24 protein-coding genes are annotated in these 18,956 nt (G+C 32.2%); 3 read left to right on the top strand and 21 right to left on the bottom strand.

Translation table 11 applies throughout. The features are described from left to right. Window positions 1-10: 10 nt before the first annotated feature. The 14 genes from XO08_RS06770 to XO08_RS06705 are packed head-to-tail and all read right to left on the bottom strand — an operon-like array spanning window position 11 to window position 10,961. A complete protein-coding gene (locus tag XO08_RS06770) occupies window positions 11-514 on the bottom strand; it encodes a ferritin family protein (RefSeq protein ID WP_075666255.1) in 504 nt (167 codons plus the stop codon). Then, a complete protein-coding gene (locus XO08_RS06765) occupies window positions 514-2,364 on the bottom strand; it encodes an FAD-dependent oxidoreductase (RefSeq protein ID WP_077287741.1) in 1,851 nt (616 codons plus the stop codon). Before XO08_RS06765 ends, XO08_RS06770 begins: the two co-directional genes overlap by 1 nt. 12 nt (window positions 2,365-2,376) lie before the next feature. Continuing rightward, entirely contained in the window at window positions 2,377-3,480 is a 1,104-nt protein-coding gene (locus tag XO08_RS06760; RefSeq protein ID WP_075666253.1) for an NADH-quinone oxidoreductase subunit D, read from the bottom strand. Next, window positions 3,473-4,003 (bottom strand): NADH-quinone oxidoreductase subunit C, encoded by a 531-nt coding sequence (locus tag XO08_RS06755; protein ID WP_075666252.1) that lies wholly within the window; start codon window positions 4,001-4,003, stop codon window positions 3,473-3,475. The genes XO08_RS06760 and XO08_RS06755 overlap by 8 nt, the downstream gene beginning before the upstream one ends. Next, window positions 3,984-4,526 (bottom strand): NADH-quinone oxidoreductase subunit B family protein, encoded by a 543-nt coding sequence (locus XO08_RS06750; RefSeq protein WP_075666251.1) that lies wholly within the window; start codon window positions 4,524-4,526, stop codon window positions 3,984-3,986. The genes XO08_RS06755 and XO08_RS06750 overlap by 20 nt, the downstream gene beginning before the upstream one ends. 12 nt (window positions 4,527-4,538) lie before the next feature. Further along, a complete protein-coding gene (locus XO08_RS06745; RefSeq protein WP_075666250.1) occupies window positions 4,539-5,420 on the bottom strand; it encodes a respiratory chain complex I subunit 1 family protein in 882 nt (293 codons plus the stop codon). A gap of 3 nt (window positions 5,421-5,423) precedes the next feature. Continuing rightward, a complete protein-coding gene (locus XO08_RS06740) occupies window positions 5,424-7,265 on the bottom strand; it encodes a proton-conducting transporter membrane subunit (RefSeq protein ID WP_077287739.1) in 1,842 nt (613 codons plus the stop codon). Beyond that, a complete protein-coding gene (locus tag XO08_RS06735; protein ID WP_075666249.1) occupies window positions 7,266-8,615 on the bottom strand; it encodes a complex I subunit 5 family protein in 1,350 nt (449 codons plus the stop codon). Continuing rightward, window positions 8,612-8,953: a sodium:proton antiporter gene (locus tag XO08_RS06730; protein WP_077287737.1), complete on the bottom strand. Its 342-nt coding sequence runs from the start codon at window positions 8,951-8,953 to the stop codon at window positions 8,612-8,614. The genes XO08_RS06735 and XO08_RS06730 overlap by 4 nt, the downstream gene beginning before the upstream one ends. 2 nt (window positions 8,954-8,955) lie before the next feature. After that, the gene (locus tag XO08_RS06725) at window positions 8,956-9,675 is read right to left on the bottom strand and encodes a Na(+)/H(+) antiporter subunit B (RefSeq protein ID WP_075666247.1); all 720 of its coding nucleotides are present in this window, start codon (window positions 9,673-9,675) and stop codon (window positions 8,956-8,958) included. Then, window positions 9,672-9,911: a hydrogenase subunit MbhD domain-containing protein gene (locus tag XO08_RS06720; RefSeq protein WP_075666246.1), complete on the bottom strand. Its 240-nt coding sequence runs from the start codon at window positions 9,909-9,911 to the stop codon at window positions 9,672-9,674. Before XO08_RS06720 ends, XO08_RS06725 begins: the two co-directional genes overlap by 4 nt. Further along, window positions 9,908-10,228, bottom strand: a complete 321-nt coding sequence (gene mnhG / locus XO08_RS06715) for a monovalent cation/H(+) antiporter subunit G (protein WP_075666245.1) — start codon at window positions 10,226-10,228, stop codon at window positions 9,908-9,910. Before mnhG ends, XO08_RS06720 begins: the two co-directional genes overlap by 4 nt. After that, window positions 10,225-10,482: a cation:proton antiporter gene (locus tag XO08_RS06710; protein WP_075666244.1), complete on the bottom strand. Its 258-nt coding sequence runs from the start codon at window positions 10,480-10,482 to the stop codon at window positions 10,225-10,227. Before XO08_RS06710 ends, mnhG begins: the two co-directional genes overlap by 4 nt. Beyond that, window positions 10,479-10,961, bottom strand: coding sequence for a Na+/H+ antiporter subunit E (locus tag XO08_RS06705; protein ID WP_075666243.1), 483 nt, complete (start codon window positions 10,959-10,961; stop codon window positions 10,479-10,481). Before XO08_RS06705 ends, XO08_RS06710 begins: the two co-directional genes overlap by 4 nt. A gap of 299 nt (window positions 10,962-11,260) precedes the next feature. Here XO08_RS06705 and XO08_RS06700 point away from each other — a divergent pair, with 299 nt between their 5' ends. Continuing rightward, a complete protein-coding gene (locus XO08_RS06700; RefSeq protein ID WP_075666242.1) occupies window positions 11,261-11,884 on the top strand; it encodes a redox-sensing transcriptional repressor Rex in 624 nt (207 codons plus the stop codon). A gap of 13 nt (window positions 11,885-11,897) precedes the next feature. Further along, window positions 11,898-12,539, top strand: a complete 642-nt coding sequence (locus tag XO08_RS06695; RefSeq protein WP_077287735.1) for a lactate utilization protein — start codon at window positions 11,898-11,900, stop codon at window positions 12,537-12,539. A 28-nt stretch (window positions 12,540-12,567) separates the two neighbouring features. On the opposite strand, the gene XO08_RS06690 is transcribed toward XO08_RS06695, so the two are convergent. The 4 genes from XO08_RS06690 to XO08_RS06675 form a co-directional block, all read right to left on the bottom strand. Beyond that, window positions 12,568-14,358: a 5'-nucleotidase C-terminal domain-containing protein gene (locus tag XO08_RS06690; RefSeq protein ID WP_075666240.1), complete on the bottom strand. Its 1,791-nt coding sequence runs from the start codon at window positions 14,356-14,358 to the stop codon at window positions 12,568-12,570. A 4-nt stretch (window positions 14,359-14,362) separates the two neighbouring features. After that, window positions 14,363-14,917, bottom strand: a complete 555-nt coding sequence (locus XO08_RS06685) for a thymidine kinase (protein ID WP_075666239.1) — start codon at window positions 14,915-14,917, stop codon at window positions 14,363-14,365. Window positions 14,918-15,049: 132 nt separating this feature from the next. Beyond that, window positions 15,050-15,238, bottom strand: coding sequence for a hypothetical protein (locus XO08_RS06680; RefSeq protein ID WP_077287733.1), 189 nt, complete (start codon window positions 15,236-15,238; stop codon window positions 15,050-15,052). A 447-nt stretch (window positions 15,239-15,685) separates the two neighbouring features. Beyond that, window positions 15,686-16,048, bottom strand: coding sequence for a PadR family transcriptional regulator (locus tag XO08_RS06675; RefSeq protein ID WP_075666238.1), 363 nt, complete (start codon window positions 16,046-16,048; stop codon window positions 15,686-15,688). A 109-nt stretch (window positions 16,049-16,157) separates the two neighbouring features. On the opposite strand from XO08_RS06675, the gene XO08_RS06670 reads away from it, so the two are divergent. Next, window positions 16,158-17,813 carry an HD domain-containing phosphohydrolase gene (locus XO08_RS06670; protein WP_075666237.1) on the top strand — a complete coding sequence of 552 codons (1,656 nt, stop codon included), beginning with the start codon at window positions 16,158-16,160 and terminating at the stop codon, window positions 17,811-17,813. Window positions 17,814-17,836: 23 nt separating this feature from the next. Here XO08_RS06670 and XO08_RS06665 read toward each other — a convergent pair whose 3' ends face one another. Genes XO08_RS06665 through XO08_RS06655 form a run of 3 tightly spaced genes read right to left on the bottom strand, consistent with a single transcriptional unit; the run spans window position 17,837 to window position 18,913 of the window. Further along, entirely contained in the window at window positions 17,837-18,217 is a 381-nt protein-coding gene (locus XO08_RS06665) for a desulfoferrodoxin (RefSeq protein ID WP_075666236.1), read from the bottom strand. Beyond that, a complete protein-coding gene (locus tag XO08_RS06660; RefSeq protein ID WP_077287731.1) occupies window positions 18,214-18,399 on the bottom strand; it encodes an HTH domain-containing protein in 186 nt (61 codons plus the stop codon). The genes XO08_RS06665 and XO08_RS06660 overlap by 4 nt, the downstream gene beginning before the upstream one ends. 4 nt (window positions 18,400-18,403) lie before the next feature. After that, the gene (locus XO08_RS06655; RefSeq protein ID WP_075666234.1) at window positions 18,404-18,913 is read right to left on the bottom strand and encodes a ferritin; all 510 of its coding nucleotides are present in this window, start codon (window positions 18,911-18,913) and stop codon (window positions 18,404-18,406) included. Between the last annotated feature and the right edge of the window lie 43 nt (window positions 18,914-18,956).

Raw genomic sequence — 18,956 nt, 5'->3', positions numbered from 1 at the left:
CCTTTTTTATTTAAAATGGATAAAATCCCAAATCCAATCTGTTTTTCTCAAATATCTGTAAGATAAGCTCTTTAACTAAATTTACATGTCCCTTTTCCCATTCTCTTAAGTTTATTAATATACTTTCTAGCGTCTTATCTTCCATTACCTTTGCTCTTTCTGCAGCTTTATCATAATAATTTACAAAATCTTTTTCTATTAACAATGCCATTCTTAAAATTGACAAATCTTTGATATCATCTTCAGATGGTGTTTCTTCTATCTTTTGGCCCCTAAGTCTCTCATTAAAAAAATCTTTTGTCGTATCTAAAGGTGCAACTGGTATTTCTTCTTCTTCTTCTAAGGCTTTCCTTATCTTTCTAATATACTCCGTATGCTCTTTTTCCATTTCTTGTAAAAATTCCAACACTTCTCTTGCCAACTTATTTTTTACCTCTTCTTTTTTCTCTTTGTAAAACTTAAATCCCTCTATTTCAAAATTTTCCGCAACCTTTAAAATATCTTCAATAGACATTATTTTACCCCCTTTGTAAGAAATTCATCAATTCCCCTTGCTGCCCAATATCCATCTGCTACACCGTGTATAATATCCGGGCCATTTACAATATCTCCTCCCGCAAACAACCATTTAACAGATGTCTGTCTATATTCATTTGTCAAAATTCTTCCTCTGACAAACTCCAATTTTTCTTTTAAATCTTCAGGAAGATAACTATAATCCGGTGCTTGACCAATAGCTTCAACAACCATTTCAGCTTCTAATGTCTGTCTTTCATTTTCATCGAATTTAGGATTAAATCTTCTATTTTCATCAAAAACCTGTAAACACTTCTTTAATTCTATTCCCATAACTTTATCGTTTTTAATAACGATCCTTACAGGACCCCATCCCGGATAGAATTTTACACCTTCTTCAGCCCCTTCTTCTATTTCATCCATATCAGCAGGCATTTCCTCATATGTTCTTTCCAAACTCGTTACCTTTACATCAACTTTACCGTATTCCATTATCTGGAGCCTTGCCATAGATCTTGCAACATCCATTGCCACATTACCTCCACCTATTACTACTAAACTTTTAGGGATCTTGGGTTTTGGTCCTTCTCCTCTAAGATAATCTCTAATTTCCCTTAAAAGAGGTAATGCCTGAATTACATCTTCATGTTCCGTTCCTGGAATTCCAGTTGAACGTCCCAAAGTAAACCCTGTTGATACAAATACCGCATCAAATTCGTTTTTTAATTTTTGTAGAGGTATATCTTTTCCAACAGAAACACCAACGAGTATCTTTACACCTAAAGCTTGAATAAAAGCTATATCTTTGTCAAGAGCCTCATCTGGCAACCTGTAGGATGGTATCCCATATCTCATTACCCCACCGGGTCTTGACAAAGATTCGAAAACTTCTACCTCATATCCCATAGTTGCTAAAAAGTACGCAGCTGAAAGCCCTGCAGGCCCTGAACCAACAATTGCAACTTTTTTACCTTTATTTTCCGGTCTAGCTTCTAAAACTTTATCATACTCTGGTACGTTATCAACAATATACCTCTTTAACCACCTTATTGCTATAGCCTCTCCTCTATTTCCCAAAGAACAAGCTTCTTCACATTTGTGCGTACAAACCCTTCCACAAACTGCAGAAAATGGATTTGCACCTAACATATTATTTTCCTCATTTCCCTTTAAAAGCCATTTTAGTGCATCTGTTAAATCATCTCTCCATATTGCCTTTATGTACTCTGGAATTTGCATATGTTGAGGGCACCTATCCGTACACAAAGCACACTCAACACATCGTGCTGCCTCATGCATGGCTTGCTCCTTGCTGTATCCTTTCACATATTCAATAAAAGATTTTGAACGCCCCTCACCTTCAATCATTTCCATTTCTACTCTTTCAAGTTCAAGTAAATCAGAACCTTCATCTCTAATCCATCCTACAGGAACATCCTCAATTCCATGGATTCCCTTTTCGGTAGGCGCAAATATAAAATCTTCTGGTTCTGGAGAAACATGGACATATTCTCTCGTCATCTTTAGTGAACCTGTAGTACATATATCCACACACATCGCACAGAATGAACATCTTCCATAATCTATAACAGGACGTTGGGGTTTTTTACCGTATTCGTGTGGCAAATCATCAACTTCAACCATTCTAATGGCATCTGTCGGACATATCTTTGCACATGTTCCACATCCAATACACTCATTCCAATCATTTATGTGAAATCCCCTATATCTTTCTGCAGCCTCTCTTTTAACATAAGGAACTTTTATAGTAACTGGCTTTTTAAATATATATTTCCACGCTTTTATAGGAGCAAAAAACTCTTTTTTAGGAATTGATTTATTTGCCATTATGTCCCCTCCTTATCTATCTACCTCTGGAGCACAAACATCCATTGTTGAAAGCCAAATTGGAACATCTTCTATTCTTGTTCCAGGCAAATACTTTTCTATACCTATAAATGTTTGAGGATATGAAGCCCCACGTACTGCTACTCTATATGGTTTTTCTCCTCCATCTGAAACCATATAATAACCATACTCTCCTCTTGTTGATTCTATATGCACGTAAGCTTGACCTTTTGGTACTCTATACCTAAGGGCGTTACCTTCACTAATTGGAACATTAATTTTTCCTTCTGGCATTTTTTCAAGACATTGCCTAATTATTTTTATACTTTGGTATATCTCAAGATATTTAAGATATACCCTTGCATATGCATCTCCTTCAGTAGCTGTAGGAACTTCAAAATCAACTTTATCGTAGAACAAATAAGGATCAACTTTTCTAATATCATACGGCACTCCTGTCGCTCTAAGGCCAACTCCAGTAACACCAAGCCCTAATGCTGTTTCCTTATCTAATAAAGCTATTCCTTTTAATCTCGTATGAACTATCCTATTCTTAAAAATCAAAGTTTCATATTCTCCCAATCTTTCTTCAATGTAATTTAAAGTATTAAAGATTAAATCTTGTATCTTTGGAGTTAAATCTTTTCTAACTCCTCCGGGTATTATGTACATATGATAAACTCTTGCACCAGTTAAACTTTCAAAAATATCTAAAATACGATCTCTATCCGATACTCCCCAAAATGAACTTGTATAAAGGCCAATAGTGCCGCCAATACCCGGAAAACTCATTAAATGACTTGCAATCCTTGCTAATTCTAAAACAATCATCCTTATCCATTGGGCTCTTTCAGGAACATCTATCTTTGCAATCTTTTCAACAGCCATTGCATAACATGCTTCATTAATATCTGGTTCAGGCACACAAATCCTTGGGATTAATGCAAGATTCTGATACCAAAGTCTTCTTTCCATTAGCTTCTCAAAACCTCTATGCAAAAAACCAGGTAACGGTCTTGCTTTTTCAACAGTATCCCCTTCAACATACATATGGACACTAAAATTACCGTGCATTCCCGGATGGTTAGGACCAAAAAAGAGCTTTACTTCACCCATCTATATCACCTCTTATTATCTTAGCTTCATGAATGACATCCTTTTGATATTCCCTATCTGGAAATTTCTTTTTCGAATACTCAAATGGATCAAAATCCTTTCTTAAAGGTGGCATGTCATCCCACATTTCTAAGAAAAGCGGCCTCATATCATTATTTCCCTCAAACTTTATTCCAAAAAACTCATGGAGCTCTCTTTCGTAATATCTTGCAATAGGCCACATGTGTTTTACAGTAACAAATTTTGGAGTATCCCTATTTATTTTTGTTGTAATCAAAAATTTTCCACCATTATTCCAAGAATAGAGAATATAAACAAGCTCAAACTTTCCCTCATCTATCCAATCAACTGCCGTTATTAAAGATAAATGTGAATATCCATCTTCTTTTAAAGCTAAAAGCGCTGGTAAAACTTGTTCATTTGGTAATTCAAGTTTTATTTCTCTCTCGTCTACCTTTGTTATATCTAAATTATTAACTATTCTTTTTAGTTTCTCTACTGTATTACTCATGGAATTCATCATGTACAAACACCTCCCCAAGGGATCTTATCTGATTCTGTTTATACCATTCATAATTTTCTTTGTATTTTTTCCATCCATTTGCTTCTCCTCTTCTTATCATCCTCATAAGTTCATTAAATGCTTCAAGTAATGCTTCAGGTCTTGGCATACAACCCGCAATATACAAATCCACGGGAATGTAATAATCCAATCTGTTTATTGTAGCATATGAATCGTAATATATACCTCCGTTTAACGTACATGATCCAAATCCAATAACATATCTAGGTTCCGCCATTTTTTCATAAGTATAAATAACCCTTCTAAGTGTTTTAGCACTTAGATATCCAGTTATAAACAAAATATCCGCCTGCCTTGGAGTAGCCATTGGCCCCATACCAAATCTTTCCATATCAAACCTTGAAGTCATTGTTGGAGGAAGTTCCATAGCTCCACAACCTGTACAATAATGTAGCATCCACAATGATCTACTTCTAAGTTTATCTGCTATTTTTTCCCATAAACTTCTTTCATCAACGGCCATTTCTTTCACCTCCTAAAATACCCAACCAAGTAATACAAATAAAACCTGGACAAACGCTAAACTTAACGGTACTTTCCAATAAAATTTAACAACTTGTTCTATTCTAAATCTTGGCAAAACCGATGAAATTAATGTTGCAATTATCCAAACTATAGTAAATTTCAAAAGAAATGTAAAATAATTACTTACTCCAAGGAATATATCCACAAACAATCCTATTTCAACGAATATCGAAAAAGTATGCATTAACATTAAAAGTCCCATATATTTGGCAGACAGTTCCACCATTGGACCAGACGCAATTTCAGCAGGTGCAATAGGTGTATCAAAAGGTTTTTTACCCAGCATTCCAAGCAGCGAAACAAAAGCAACAATTCCACCTATTGGCATTTTAAATAAAGTCCAAGTATCCTGCTGAGCCATCATCAACCCAGACACAGAACTGGTTTTATAATAATACAAAACACCTGCTATAGAAATTAAATAAGGTAGTTCATAACCAAGCATTTGAGTTAAAGCTCTTGCAACCCCTATACTAGCATTAGGATTCCCAGAACCAACCATTCCCATTGCCATTCCAAGTGATCCAACTGCAAACAAATACACTATTATAAAAATATTGTCAAGTCCAGGAAATGCAACTAAATCCCCCAATGGTACAAAAGCTAAAGTTGCAATAACTCCTCCCAATGCCATTAAGATTCCAAAATCAAAAATCCAACCATGAGAAATTCCCCTTTTTGAAAGAGCCTTGAAAACATCTATAAAATTCTGATACCAAGGCGGGCCATACCTTCTTTGTACTCTGGCCATTATTTTCCTTGCAATTCCTTCTAGAGTTAATCCAACAAAAAATCCCGTTAATAAAACTGCAATTACCTTTAATATTGTCATCTCTTACCACCTCACCCAATATATTATGAGGATTACAACAGAAATCCAAAAAACGTATCCACTCGGACTTGGTTTATAAATCAAATCAGTTACAATATCACCAATTGATCTAAAGAACACAGCTAACATACCATACAATTTTTCAAAAGATGGATGTCTATCGTACAATCGTTCAATAAACCTATAAAATCCTGTCGCATAGTGGTACAAGTCATAATTGTATAAGTAATCCCCACCAGTATATTGATCAGTTAATTCAACCCTCTTTCCCCTTGGGAATATCAAATACAAAACTGTTGCGATTATAAAACCTACTGCAAACATTGTAAAAACTGTTAAAGTATTCCACTTACCCAACGGAGTTACTATCTCAAATCCACTGTATGAAATAGGTTTTATTCCAAGAACTTTCTCTATTGAACTTATATAATCTAAAACTGGCTTTGGATAAACTCCAATAAAAAGCACCAGAACAACAAACAACAACATAGGTATTAACATAATACCTGGGACTTCTTTTACATCCGCATGTTTTCTCTTTAGCTGCCCCAAAAATACACCTGCTAATGGTCTAAAAACATAAAGAAAAGATCCGACACTTCCAATAAATGTAATTGCCAACGTGATAAACATACCCTTGTTGACAAGCGCACTAAAAATCATCCACTTTGATATAAATCCGCTTGTAGGTGGTATCCCCGCAAGTGAAATTATTCCAACAAGATATGTAACAAATGTCCATGGCATTCTCCAAATTAATCCACCCATTTCATCAATCTTCGTAGTTCCCGTCCTATACACAACTGCTGCAAAAGATAAGAAAATCATAGCAGCAGCTATTGCATGGTTAAATACATGAAACAATCCACCTGCATAACCTATTGAATTCATAGTTCCTAATCCCACGAGGATGTATCCACCATTTGCAATAGATGAAAATGCAATTAATTGTTTCATATCATTTTGCCTAATTGCCATAAACGTACCAATTAATATTGAAATATTACCAAGCCAAATTAAAAGGTAATTAAGTAGTGGAATCCCATGATAAAATGAAGAAAACATTTGAACAGTTGGGAAAACAGATATTGCAATTGCCAAAACATAAGATCCCATTTTTACCAATTGCCCAGATAAGATTGCACTAAACGCATCTGGAGCGTTACCGTGGGTAATTCTAAGCCAAGTATGGAGTGGAAAAATTCCACTTTTTGCTATACCAGCACTTGCAATAAATAAAATTATAAACCATTTAAACAACGACGAATCATTAACTAATTGTTGAGATACCTGTTCAAACGAAAGCACACCATACCTCTTAAAAATTGCAAAGGTTGCATAAAGGTACATGTAACTTCCAATGGCACTTGTCACAGCATAAATTACAGCTGCTTTTTTTGAATCTTCTTTTCCCATGGGAACTATCAAAAATGAACCCAAAACGGCTAATTCCCAAAAAATGTAAAGAGTTAACAAGTCATTTGCAAAAAATACCCCTAAAACTCCAGAAATCATAATCAACATAAAAGCGTTAAAAGCGGCAGGTTTAATACCCTTTTTCTTAATCCATTCAATTATAAAAAATGCCACAAAAGAAATTATAATCATACTTACTAAAGCAAAATACTTCCCTAAATATGTAACTTTAAATGTACTTTCTAAATTGTTAAAAAGTCCAAAAAGTTTTTCACTATAATTTATATTTAAATTCCAAATTTCATAAAGTGCATACGCGGTGAGTAAAAAGTTAAATATTGAACCTAAAACTCTGTTAGATTTTGTCAACAGATAACTTACAACTGAACCAAAAAGAAAAACCAAAATTAAATTAGTTAAGGATATCATTTACATCCCTCCTAAAACGTTATTAATATACGTCTGAGAGCTCATTATACCTTGTGATATGTTTTCAGATATCTTTAGATACATTTCAGGGTATATACCTATATAGATTAAAAGTAGAGATAACACCAAAGCAATTAACAAAATATTCCATGAAATATTAGAATCTTTTTTATACTTACAATACCAAAGCTTTATATTCCACCTCAACAAATATGCAGCTTCTATTATAGTTGAAAACAACAAAAGCGCAGGTAACAAATAATCCCCTTTTTCAAATGCACTTTGCAAAATTAACAATTTACTTCTAAATCCTGCAAAAAGTGGAAAGCCAATTAACGAAAACGATGCAATACTAAAGGAAATACCTGCAGTTTTGTTATTCATAAAACTTCCTATTAAGGTTGCACCAATAACAAACAAAATTATTTTTGACGTTGCATCATTCAACAAATGAAAATAAGCAGCAGTTAATGCGTTAGATGTATTGAGAGAAAGCACACTTAATACTAAACCCGCTTGTGCTATAGAGGAAAACGCAAGCGCTTTTAGAAGATTTTCCTGTCTAAATGCGGCAATTTCAGCTAATACCAAAGTAATCAATCCAAAAACATACAAAACATCCAAAAAATAACCGTTGAAGATTGTGATAAATATCCTACTTAAAAGGTAAAACATTGAGAAAGTTACACTTGTAGCCAAAATAGTTGGTGTTATTGCAGATCCAGAAGCATAAACGTCTGGAATCCAACCTGCTAATGGTAAAATTTTGCTTTCAACCGCCAAACCTATAAACAACATAAGGGTAACATAAGGCAAAAATGAACTTTTCATGTTAAGCGAAATATCTGCAAAATTCAAAGAACCTGTTCCTATATATGCATATATAACACCTAAAAGATAAAATCCACCTGCAACACTTCCAACAATAAGATATTTATACGCACCATAATAATTTTTCTTTGAAGATGCAATAATGTAAGCTGCAGCCGCTGTTATTTCTAAGAAAACAAATGAGTTGAAAATATCACCGGTTAAAATTATTCCATTCAATGAAGAAAGTAAAATCAACACTACTATCGATAAACCATTGGCAATTTGAGGTATCAACGAAACAATTAAAAATATTATGTTAACAACCAAAAGTGTGTTAAAACTTGCAGAATCTAAAACTAAAACAATTCCAAATGGTGCCTTCCATCCTCCCATTTGCACCGTGGAATTAACAGGAATATTCATCAATAAAAAAAGGTTAATAATAACTATAAATGGCAGGACATATTTTGCCTTTTCCTTAAAAGGTACAAACAAAAATGCAGAAAGTAAAGGTACAACAACAAGCAACGCCGTCATTCTTTCGCCTCCTTTGTGGCGATTTCTTCAACTTCTAAAGTTTCATATTTTTCGTAAACTTTTATCAATAAAGATGCACCAAGCGCAAGGGTTCCAACACTAATTACAATTGCTGTAAGTACCAATGCTTGTGGTAATGGATCTACAAAATTGGCAACAGGGGTATATTGAGAATATATTGGTACATCTTTTCCTTCAATATATCCAAGAGAAATTATAAATATATTTATCGCGGTATCTATAATCGTTAAAGATACTAAAAATTTAAACAAATTTTTTTGAGTTAAGATTCCGTATATACCTATTCCTATTAAAACAAAAGCAATATAATAGACCATTATCATCCCTCCCTGTACATATCGGCAATTACTCCAGATAATTCCGCTCCAACCTTAAATCCAATTAAAATATATACAATTGGTATAATACCAGCACTAAACAAAGTACCTATTACTCCTGTTGGAAGGAAATTAACAAGAAACACTCCTCCTACGGCCAATCCAATTAATCCCAAAATTACGTATAGACTTCCCGCAAAGCCTTCGATAAATTTGGATGTTTTTGAAAGAGAAAATTCTTCGTTTGATAAATACAATAAAAGTATTCCCACAGCTATTATCGTTCCACCTGGAAATCCTCCACCAGGTGTAAGATGGCCGTGAATAAATACATAAGTTCCAAACAAAAGTATTAGTGGTAATAAAATCCCCACAGATACCCTCAAAACAAAATTGGGCATTCTTCCATATTTTTTTCTTCTAATCCCATGTAAAACAAAACCCACACCTAATGCCGAAGTGAAAAGCACCGTAACTTCACCTAAAGTATCAAAAGATCTGTAATCAACCACTATTGAAGTTACAACATTTGCGGCACCATCTTCCAAATCCTTAGTTTCACCAAACTTAACCTCTCTTTTTTCACTATTCACACTTTTATTTATATAAGCATCCGAAACTTTAGAAATTTTTGCCTGTCCATATTTTGGAAGAATAGATAAAGAATTTGATAAGAACAAAATCAAACCTAATACTATTAAAACGGAAAAAAATCTTCTCATTTTTTCTCACCACCTATTCTTCTAAAAGCTAAAATTAATACTGCTGTTGTCAAGCCGGCCCCCACCGATGCTTCTGTAATAGCAACATCTGGAGCTTTCATAATTACAAACAAAAACACAGACAACAAGCTCAAAAGCGAAAGTGCTATAAAAGAATCAAGTATTTTTTTTGCCTCTACTGCATAAATTCCTGATATAATCATCAAGACCCCTACAAAAATAGTGATGATTGTCATTCTTCTCCACCACCTTTGTATTCATCAACTATAGTTTTTTCCGTAGGTTTAATCCCTTTCAAATACGCTGCTCTAGCTAAAACTGAACTCCCGACAGGGTTAGTCAAAGCAATAAATGCTATTATCAATAAAGCTTTTGGTAAATAATCAATATCAACAAGCCCCACACCTAATACAACAGAAAATGAACCCAAAGTAGTAGCTTTGGTACCAGCTTGAAGCCTATTGTAAACATCAGGCATCCTAAAAATCCCAAGTCCTCCCAAAAAATAAAAAAACGCACCAATTACAATCAGTATATATCCCACTATAATCATTTTTTCCCCTCCAAATATCGTGCAATAACTACAGTTTCAACAAAAGATAACAAGCCATAAACCAGTGCTATGTCAAGATACAATCCATTGTTAAAAATCAATGCCAAAAAAACTATTGTTCCAGTTAAAACTACGTTTAAAGTATCAAGGGCGGCAACTCTGTCTGCACTTGTAGGTCCAAATAAGATTCTTAAAAAAGATAATAAGGCTCCAAGACCCACAAGCACAAAATAAATGTATTGTAAGAAAATCATTCAAATACCCCCTTTAGAATTTTTTCAAATTTTTCCGAAATGTATTTTTTCTTTTCTCCTTCTTCTGTAGTTTTAACGTCAATCCAATGAACATAGAGGACATCTTCTTTAACATCTAATGTTAAAGTACCTGGAGTTAAAGTTATAGAGTTTGCAAGCGCAAACTTTGAACTATCTTTTGTTAAATTCGTGTTAAGCTTAACAAATCCGGGATTAATAGGAAGTTTAGGATTTAAAACACGTACAGCTACATCAAAATTCGCCTTTATCATCTCCCATATAAAAACAGGAAGATATATTAACACAAATTTCACAAATCTTACTAAAAATAACTTGTCAAATTTTATTCCATAATACTTTTTAAATATCATGGAAATAACAAGCGATACAAAAAAACCGACAATAAGTTCTGAAACATTACTATAACCTGTTAGTAATATCCATGTGAAATAGGTCACAAAAAAGGTTGACAAGCTCATAACGTTCCCTCCTTTATAAAGAATAATAAATTTGAATTCGTTATTAAATCCCGAGTTATAATGTCCACTTTCTAAGTGTATTTTAACATAAAATTGAAATTATTCAAATCACAAAAATAGATTCAAATTATTCTATATAGATAAATTTTTTTATTTTTAAACAATATTTCCAAATATCAAAAAAACAAACAAAACGAAAATTTCCAGTATTATTTCTATCAATCCCCCCTTGAATTATTTGTGAAAAATATAGTATAATTTATTGTGACTATCTTCACAAAATTGAAAGGAGGAAAAAGATGGAAAAGAAAATACCAAAACCAGTTGTAAAAAGACTAGGCCTTTACTATAGATGTTTAAACAGGCTATACGAAGAAGGCATTGAGTTTGTCGCATCAAAAGACATTGCGGAAAGACTAGGAATTAAATCAAGTCAAGTAAGGAAAGATCTTTCATACTTTGGAGAGTTTGGAAAAAGAGGTGTGGGATATAACACATACGAACTAATGAATAGTCTTGAAAAAATAATAGGTGTTAATAAAATTTGGAATGTAGTTGTAATAGGAGCAGGAAATATAGGAAGTGCACTTGTAAGTTATGAAGGTTTAAAAAAAGAAAAATTCAATATAATTGGAATATTTGATGCTGACAGATCAAAGGTTGGAAAAAAGATTGGAAAACTTCAAATCAAACACATTTCTGAAATCGAAGAATTTTTCAAAAAAAATATCGTAGAAATTGCTGTGATTGCCGTTCCCGAAAATGCTGCTCAATTAGTGGTTGAAAAGCTCGAAGAATTAGGTGTAAAAGGATTAATAAATTTTGCACCAATAAAATTAAGAACAAAACTTCACGTGGAAGATGTGGATATTACTTTATCTTTTAAAGCGCTATCTTTTAAAATTGAAAGAAGTTTAAAATAAGAAGGTGAAAGTAATGAGAAGGGATCTTTATCTTTGGAAATACTTTTCACTTGCAAGAAAAGTTGCAGATAATTTAAATAAAAAAGGTCACGATGCATACATAGTCAAAGATACAAATGAAGCACTCAAAAAAGTATTGGAACTTATTCCAGAAAATTCTTCTGTTGCCACAGGTGGCTCTCTAACGTTAAATCAAATCAAACTATTAGATGCACTAAGAAATGGGAATTACATTTTTTATGACAGATATAGTGCTAAATCAAAAGAAGAAAAATACGAATTAGAAAGAAAAGCTTTTTTTGCAGATTATTACATTTGTAGTGCAAATGCAATAACTGAAAATGGTGAAATAGCACTTTTAGATGGAAATGGAAATAGAGTAGCAGCTGTAATATACGGACCAAAAAATGTAATTTTGGTAACTAGTGTAAATAAAATTGTCTCAAATCTGTTAGAAGCAAGGGAAAGAATAAGATACATATCCCCAATGAATAGCAAACGTCTAGACTTAAATACACCTTGCACACAAACAGGATATTGCATTAATTGTGCCTCGGCTCAAAGAATATGTAATTACTACACAATCATAGAATCTGATCACAGACATCCTGGAAGGATTAAAGTTATCCTTGTTTTGGAAGAATTGGGTTTATAAAAAATCCAAGGGGAAATCCCCTTGGATTTTAAAAACCTGAAACTTCCTTTATAGGTGGCAAAGTTTCGATATAGTTTTTATAGTATAGTAATTTTTCTCCTACTCTTAATATTGAAGGATTCTTAATATTATTCCATCTTATTAAATCTTTTATCGAAATTCCAAATCTCTTTGCAATATTCCAAAGATTGTCACCTGGTTTTACTATATATTCAAATTTAACAACTGCTTCCCAGTTATTATCGGTTGTCGCTTTTATTTCTTTTCTATTAAGGACGTAATCTGCCATTAATTCTGATACTTCCATCATTACCTCTCTGACAACTGGTTTTCCTTTAAACATTGTATATCCCCCGCCACCACCAGCTCTATAATTGTTTAACACAATTTCATATTCTTTGTCCATTTCGATAGGTTTCCCTTCAAACATTAAATCAATTATTCTATTTCCTGAAGGATTATTTAGCACTATCTTATAACTTATACCTTCCCACATATCATAGTTGTAATGTCTTGGTTTTGGCTCAACCCAAGTTTTATTAACAGAAACTTTAAAATTATTAAAAGCAAAATAATCCGCACTTTTTTCCAAAGCTTCCTTTATATCTTTTCCTGTAACTTTTATAACCTTTAATGTATTAGGATAAATGTATACGGCATTTATATCCCTTAATGTTATTGGTCCACTTTTCCAACCTTTTATGTCGTTATTGAACAAAGCTGTCGAAGAAATTTTAGCCTTACTGTAGTACATTTGAACTTTATTAACGAATTCAATTAAACTATTATCCTGTAGTCTTGCAAATAATGGATCATAAATCCAAAAATCTCCTTTAGCGTAACCTACAGGTTGATCGAGCCATGCTTGAACTTTTTCTTCATATGGCTTTGCCATAGCAACAACTTCATTATCAGCTTCAACGCCTTTTACAGGTATTTCTTCCACAGAACTATCAATAATCTTCCACTTTCCATTAACTTTTTCTAAATTTAAAACAATCTTTCCAAGGTATTTTCCCCATTTTGATGGCATTGATACTGGTACACCATTTATTTTTGCAGCAATTGTTCTGTGTTGGTGTCCAAGCAATAACACATCAATCCCATTTACTTCTTGTAAAAGTTGATACCCTTGATTTTCACCTGTCAATTCCTCAGTTGGGGTTCCTGTTTCTGGATCTCTTTCTAATCCTCCGTGGTATGCTACGACAATAACATCCACTTTATCCCTTAATTCTTTTACATACTTCTTTGCAACTTTCACAGGATCTTCAAATTTTAATCCTTTTATATTCTTTGGATCCTCCCAATTCGGGATAAATTTCGTAGTCAAACCTAAAATTCCAACTTTTATTCCACCTACATTAACTATATGATAAGGCTTAAACACGGGATTTCCATTTTCATCTAATATATTTGCACTCAATGCCGGAAATTGTGCCTCTGAAACCGCCTTGTTCAAAATATCCAATCCATAGTTAAATTCATGATTTCCCAATGTCCATGCAGAGTATCCCAATTTGTTCATGACTAAAATCATAGGATCAATAGGTTTGTTGTCAATTCTTGCATGATAGTATTCCAATGGAGTACCTTGTATTAAATCTCCAGAATCGATCAAAATAACATTCCCACATTCCTTTCTCATTTGCTTTACTAGAGTTGCAATTTTTGCAAGTCCCACATCAGAAGGCTTGTTTGTAGCATAACTAATTGGTAAAATGTTTCCATGCAAATCACTGGTATGTAAAATAACCAACTGGACTGAAAAACTTAAAACCATAAAAACAAACAAAAATAAAACAAAAATCTTCCTCACACCATCACCTCCCATTTTTTAACTTATGCAAACATTTTCTACAAATTGCTATGTATTTTTCCTTACCACCAATATCTATTTCTCCACCATCTGGAACTATTTTGTATGAATATGTGGCTCTATGTTCTCCACATTTCTCGCACACTGCTTTTTTCTTTATAACCTCATCTGCAATAGCTAAAAGCTTTGCTGTAACTTCAAATGGATTTTCAAGATAAGAAATGTCTAATCCTGCACAATAAACATCTATACCTTTAAAAACCAAATCTTTTACAAGATCAATTAATTCAATATCAAAAAACTGCACCTCATCAATGAAAATTGCACTTACCGTCTCATCAATATATTCGTATATTTCTTTGGACTTATCAACTTTAAATGCTTTAACTTTAAAACCCGTATGAGTTGATACTATATCTTCTCCATATCTATTATCAATAGCTGGTTTAAAAACCTTTGTCTTTTTTCTCCCAATATTATAAATCTCAACAAAGGACAAAAGTTCCGTTGTTTTACCAGAATACATAGGTCCAGTAATTACTGTTATCTTACCAGGCATTTCATTCCCTCCAAAACAATGTAATTCTAGATATATTATATCACAACAAAATCCCTTCTTTAAAAAAAGAAGGGATTTAATACATTGAAATTTTTTAATAATACATTTTCCTATATATAACAAATCTTATTTTCAATTTTTTTCGACAAGTTTTTTCTTTCTAAGATATTCTTCTGTGATTTCTCCATTAATAAATTTTTCATTTAATATTTCTAAAGCCTTTTTCTTTGCACCACCACTATTATTTTGAAAATTATCTAATTCTTTCAACACATCGGAATTTTTTATAAAACAACAAATTAAAACTCCTAGTAATAACAATCATATTAACATCATATTTCAACTTTCCTTTAATTCATTAAAATAAGTCTCCTCTTTCTTGAATATTGCCTTTTTCTTGTTTCACCCTTTGCTAATATTTTAAAAAACTCGTTTTCTTTAGAATTTTTATTTCATTATAGTTCTATTCCATACCAACGCCAATTGTACATTATAAACATTTCTACTTTCAAATAAAAAAAATTTCCTAATACAATAACAACTGTTTTTACATATTTTTCATATATAACTACATCGATAAAAATAAGTTTCTTTTAATACCGCATGCTTCATATGTACATTTTCCCTGACCTTTCCTATTACTAGTTGGGTAACAATAGTATAACACCTAATTATTAAAATTTCCTAAAAACTCGTTTGTTTTTTTCATTTTTTGTCTAATTATCTATCCTTTAAAGTTTTCATTAAGTAAAGTTATACTCTAATAGATTAACTTTCTTCCATTTTGTAAAATTCATCCAAAAAATTTTCCAATTGTTCGCTCAGGCTCTCTATTTCACTTTTAATCAACATTAGATACTTTTCTCCTTCTTTTGTAATCTTATACACCTTTCTAAATGGACCATCTCCTTCTTCTAAATCATATGTTATAAACCCATTTATTTCCAATTTCCTTAATATATTATATATGACACCTGGATCATGCCTGAAATTATAAAATTTAGATTCAAAAAGTCTTTGTACAAGTTCATAACCATGAGAAGGTTTCTCTTTCAACAATAAAAGCAAACTTGCCGTTAAAAAATCACCTAACACAAATCCTCTTCCTCTTCTTCCAAGTCTTCTTGGCACAAATTCACCTCCGCACACTTTTACTATTTTAATTATACCATTCTTTTCACTTATAAAATTCACAAAATCATGTTAAAATACTAATGTAAAAGAGTAATGGGGTGATAATTTGAATTTAAATGACTTTTTTAAAAGAAAAATTAACAAACATCTCATCATTCCATTCATCGTTATTGCAATAGTCTCTGGAATATTCTTTGTTTTTTTGGGATTTCGTTCTATATCAATAGAAGCATTCATTCAGCTTGAAAGATCCACAGAAAGATGGAACAACTTATTTTTTAACCTTGAAAACATTCTACAATTTATTTCTCTTGACCCACAACTTGTAGATGATCAAAAGAAATTAGAAAATGCTTTAAAAAATATATACAAAAAATTTTCAAAAGAAATTTCATATATATACTTCTCAACTGATCAGAAAAATCTTATTATATATCCACATAACTCTTCGATAGAAAATGAAAATCCAAAAAACAGACCTTGGTTCGTATCTGCAATAAATAAAAAAGATAAAGTTCAAATTACTGAACCTTATGTTGACAAAATTACAAAAGAAATTGTAATTACCGTTTCAAAATACGTGGAAGGAAAAAACATTTCAGGTATAATTGGAATAGATTTAAATCCAAAATTTTTAAAAACTTTAAGCAAAAACGCACTGTTAATCTCAAAAAATGACAACACAATTCTTTATGGAACTCCAGAAAATATTGGAAAGAAATTTGATTTTGCCATAAAAAAGGGTGATTACATTTATAAAAATTATCTAATAGTATCCAAAGAAGCTCGCGGTGATGTATATTTTGTCATTTATAAAAATTTATTTTTAGAACTTTTGCCATATTATTTTACTTCTATATCTAGTATACTTCTCATCTTTTTACTTGCAAAGACCGTCCATAAAAATATTGAAAGAGAACTTAAAGAATCAATAGCAACACCTATTAAAAACCTAGTAAATGAAACTAAAAATTATCTTACAAACCAAACATTTAACTCTTCAAAAATTTCATCAAATATAAAAGAAATAGATTTTCTAATCAATGAAGTAGCAGATATGATTTCCATTATTGAAGCAAATTTTCAAGAACTTAAATCAACAAACGAAGAACTGCTTGATGCATACAGTGAAATTGAAAGATATTCTGGTGAACTTGAATCAACCTATGAATTATTTATAGAAAAAATGTCAAACATAGTAGAAGGATTTGACGAAACTACAGGAAATCATATAAAAAGAGTACAAATACTATCTGAATTTCTAGCAAAAAAATTGCAATTGCCAAAAACCCTTGTTAGAAAAGTTTACCTTTATTCACCATTGCATGATATAGGTAAAATAAAAGTCCCCCCAAAAATACTATCAAAACCTGGCCCTCTTTCAAAAGAAGAATGGGAAATAATGAAGAAACACACAATATGGGGTGCAGAGATATTAAATGGCGATCCAAGACTTGAGACAGCAAAAAAAATTGCACTATATCATCATGAAAAATACAACGGAAAGGGTTATCCATATGGCTTAAAGGAAGATGAAATACCAATAGAAGCACAAATAGTTAACATAATAGATGTCTATGACGCACTACGTTCTAAACGACCATATAAAGCTGCTCTTTCACACGAAAAAGCATTAGAAATAATAATAAAAGGTGATGGGAGAACATCACCTGATGATTTTAACCCAAAAATATTAGAGCTCTTCAAAAAATATGAAAGAGAAATCAAAGAATTATGGGATAATTTAAATGAGAACAATTAAATAACCCGGGGTTTATCCCCGGGTTACTTTCTCCAAAGTCCATGTATATTACAATACTCTCTTGCTGAAACCTTACTTCCCTTCTTCACCTCAAAAATTGCTTCAGGTTTATCACCAGGTTTCAAAAATTTTTTGTAAACAACTCCATCTACTGTTAGTTCTATCCATTCTATATAGTGTTTTTCTTCCATAGGATGCATTGCATTTTCTCCAACTCTAACCTTATAACCATCTTCAATTTCTTCAATAAACGGAACATGTTTTTCTTGAGTAGAATCTGCCGTCTTCTCCTCTAAAAGTTTCATTGGTTCTCCACAGCAAACAAGTGTTCCAGCACCCTCGTGTAAAACTTCAACAATATTTCCACATTTTTCACATTTGTATATTTGCCCTCTTTTTGTCATGATTCTCCCTCCTTAATTGAATAATAACACCTCTTTGGACTTTCCACCTTACCTTCTTTCCTCAACTCTTTAATTAAATTACTTACAAGTTTGGTATCTACTCCTAATTTTTCAGCAATTTCTCCAGTTTTCATAGGTCTTCTTTCATATTTTAATACTTCAATTATCTTCTCTTTGTTCATAATATCACTCCGCAACAATTGGTGTGTAAACCCTTTGAGCAAGTTCCTTGTCAAGCATGAAAAGTGCGTTTTTATTATCACCAATTAATTCTAATTGGCTTAGAATATCATTTGCATTTTCTTCCTCTTCTACTTGCTCATCAACAAACCATTGCAAGAAATTAAAAGTAGCCCTATCTTTCAAACTTTCTGCTAAATCAACCAATTCATTTATTTTAGAAGTAATATGTTGTTCATGTTTAAGAACTTCTTCAAAAATTTCCTTTATACCTCCAAAATCTTGTGGTGGCTCATTTATTGTCACCAATTTAATTTTTGCACCCTGTCTTGCAAGATAATCAAATATTTTCATAGCATGATCCCTTTCTTCCATTGCTTGAATCCTCATCCAATTTGCAAACCCCTTTAATCCAATATTTTCAAAATATGCTGCCATGGAAAGGTATAAATACGCCGAATAAAATTCCTCATTTACTTGATTATTCAAAGCCTGAACCATTTTTTCGTTTAACATAATACCCCCCCTTTTTTAGTTAAGTTTAGAAATATTTTCGATT

The sequence above is a fragment of the Thermosipho sp. 1074 genome, from assembly GCF_001999655.1.
In the GTDB taxonomy this organism is placed as follows: Bacteria; Thermotogota; Thermotogae; order Thermotogales; family Fervidobacteriaceae; genus Thermosipho; species Thermosipho affectus.
Note: the sequence above shows the minus strand (reverse complement) of the source record. Positions and strands in the feature narration are given on the sequence as shown.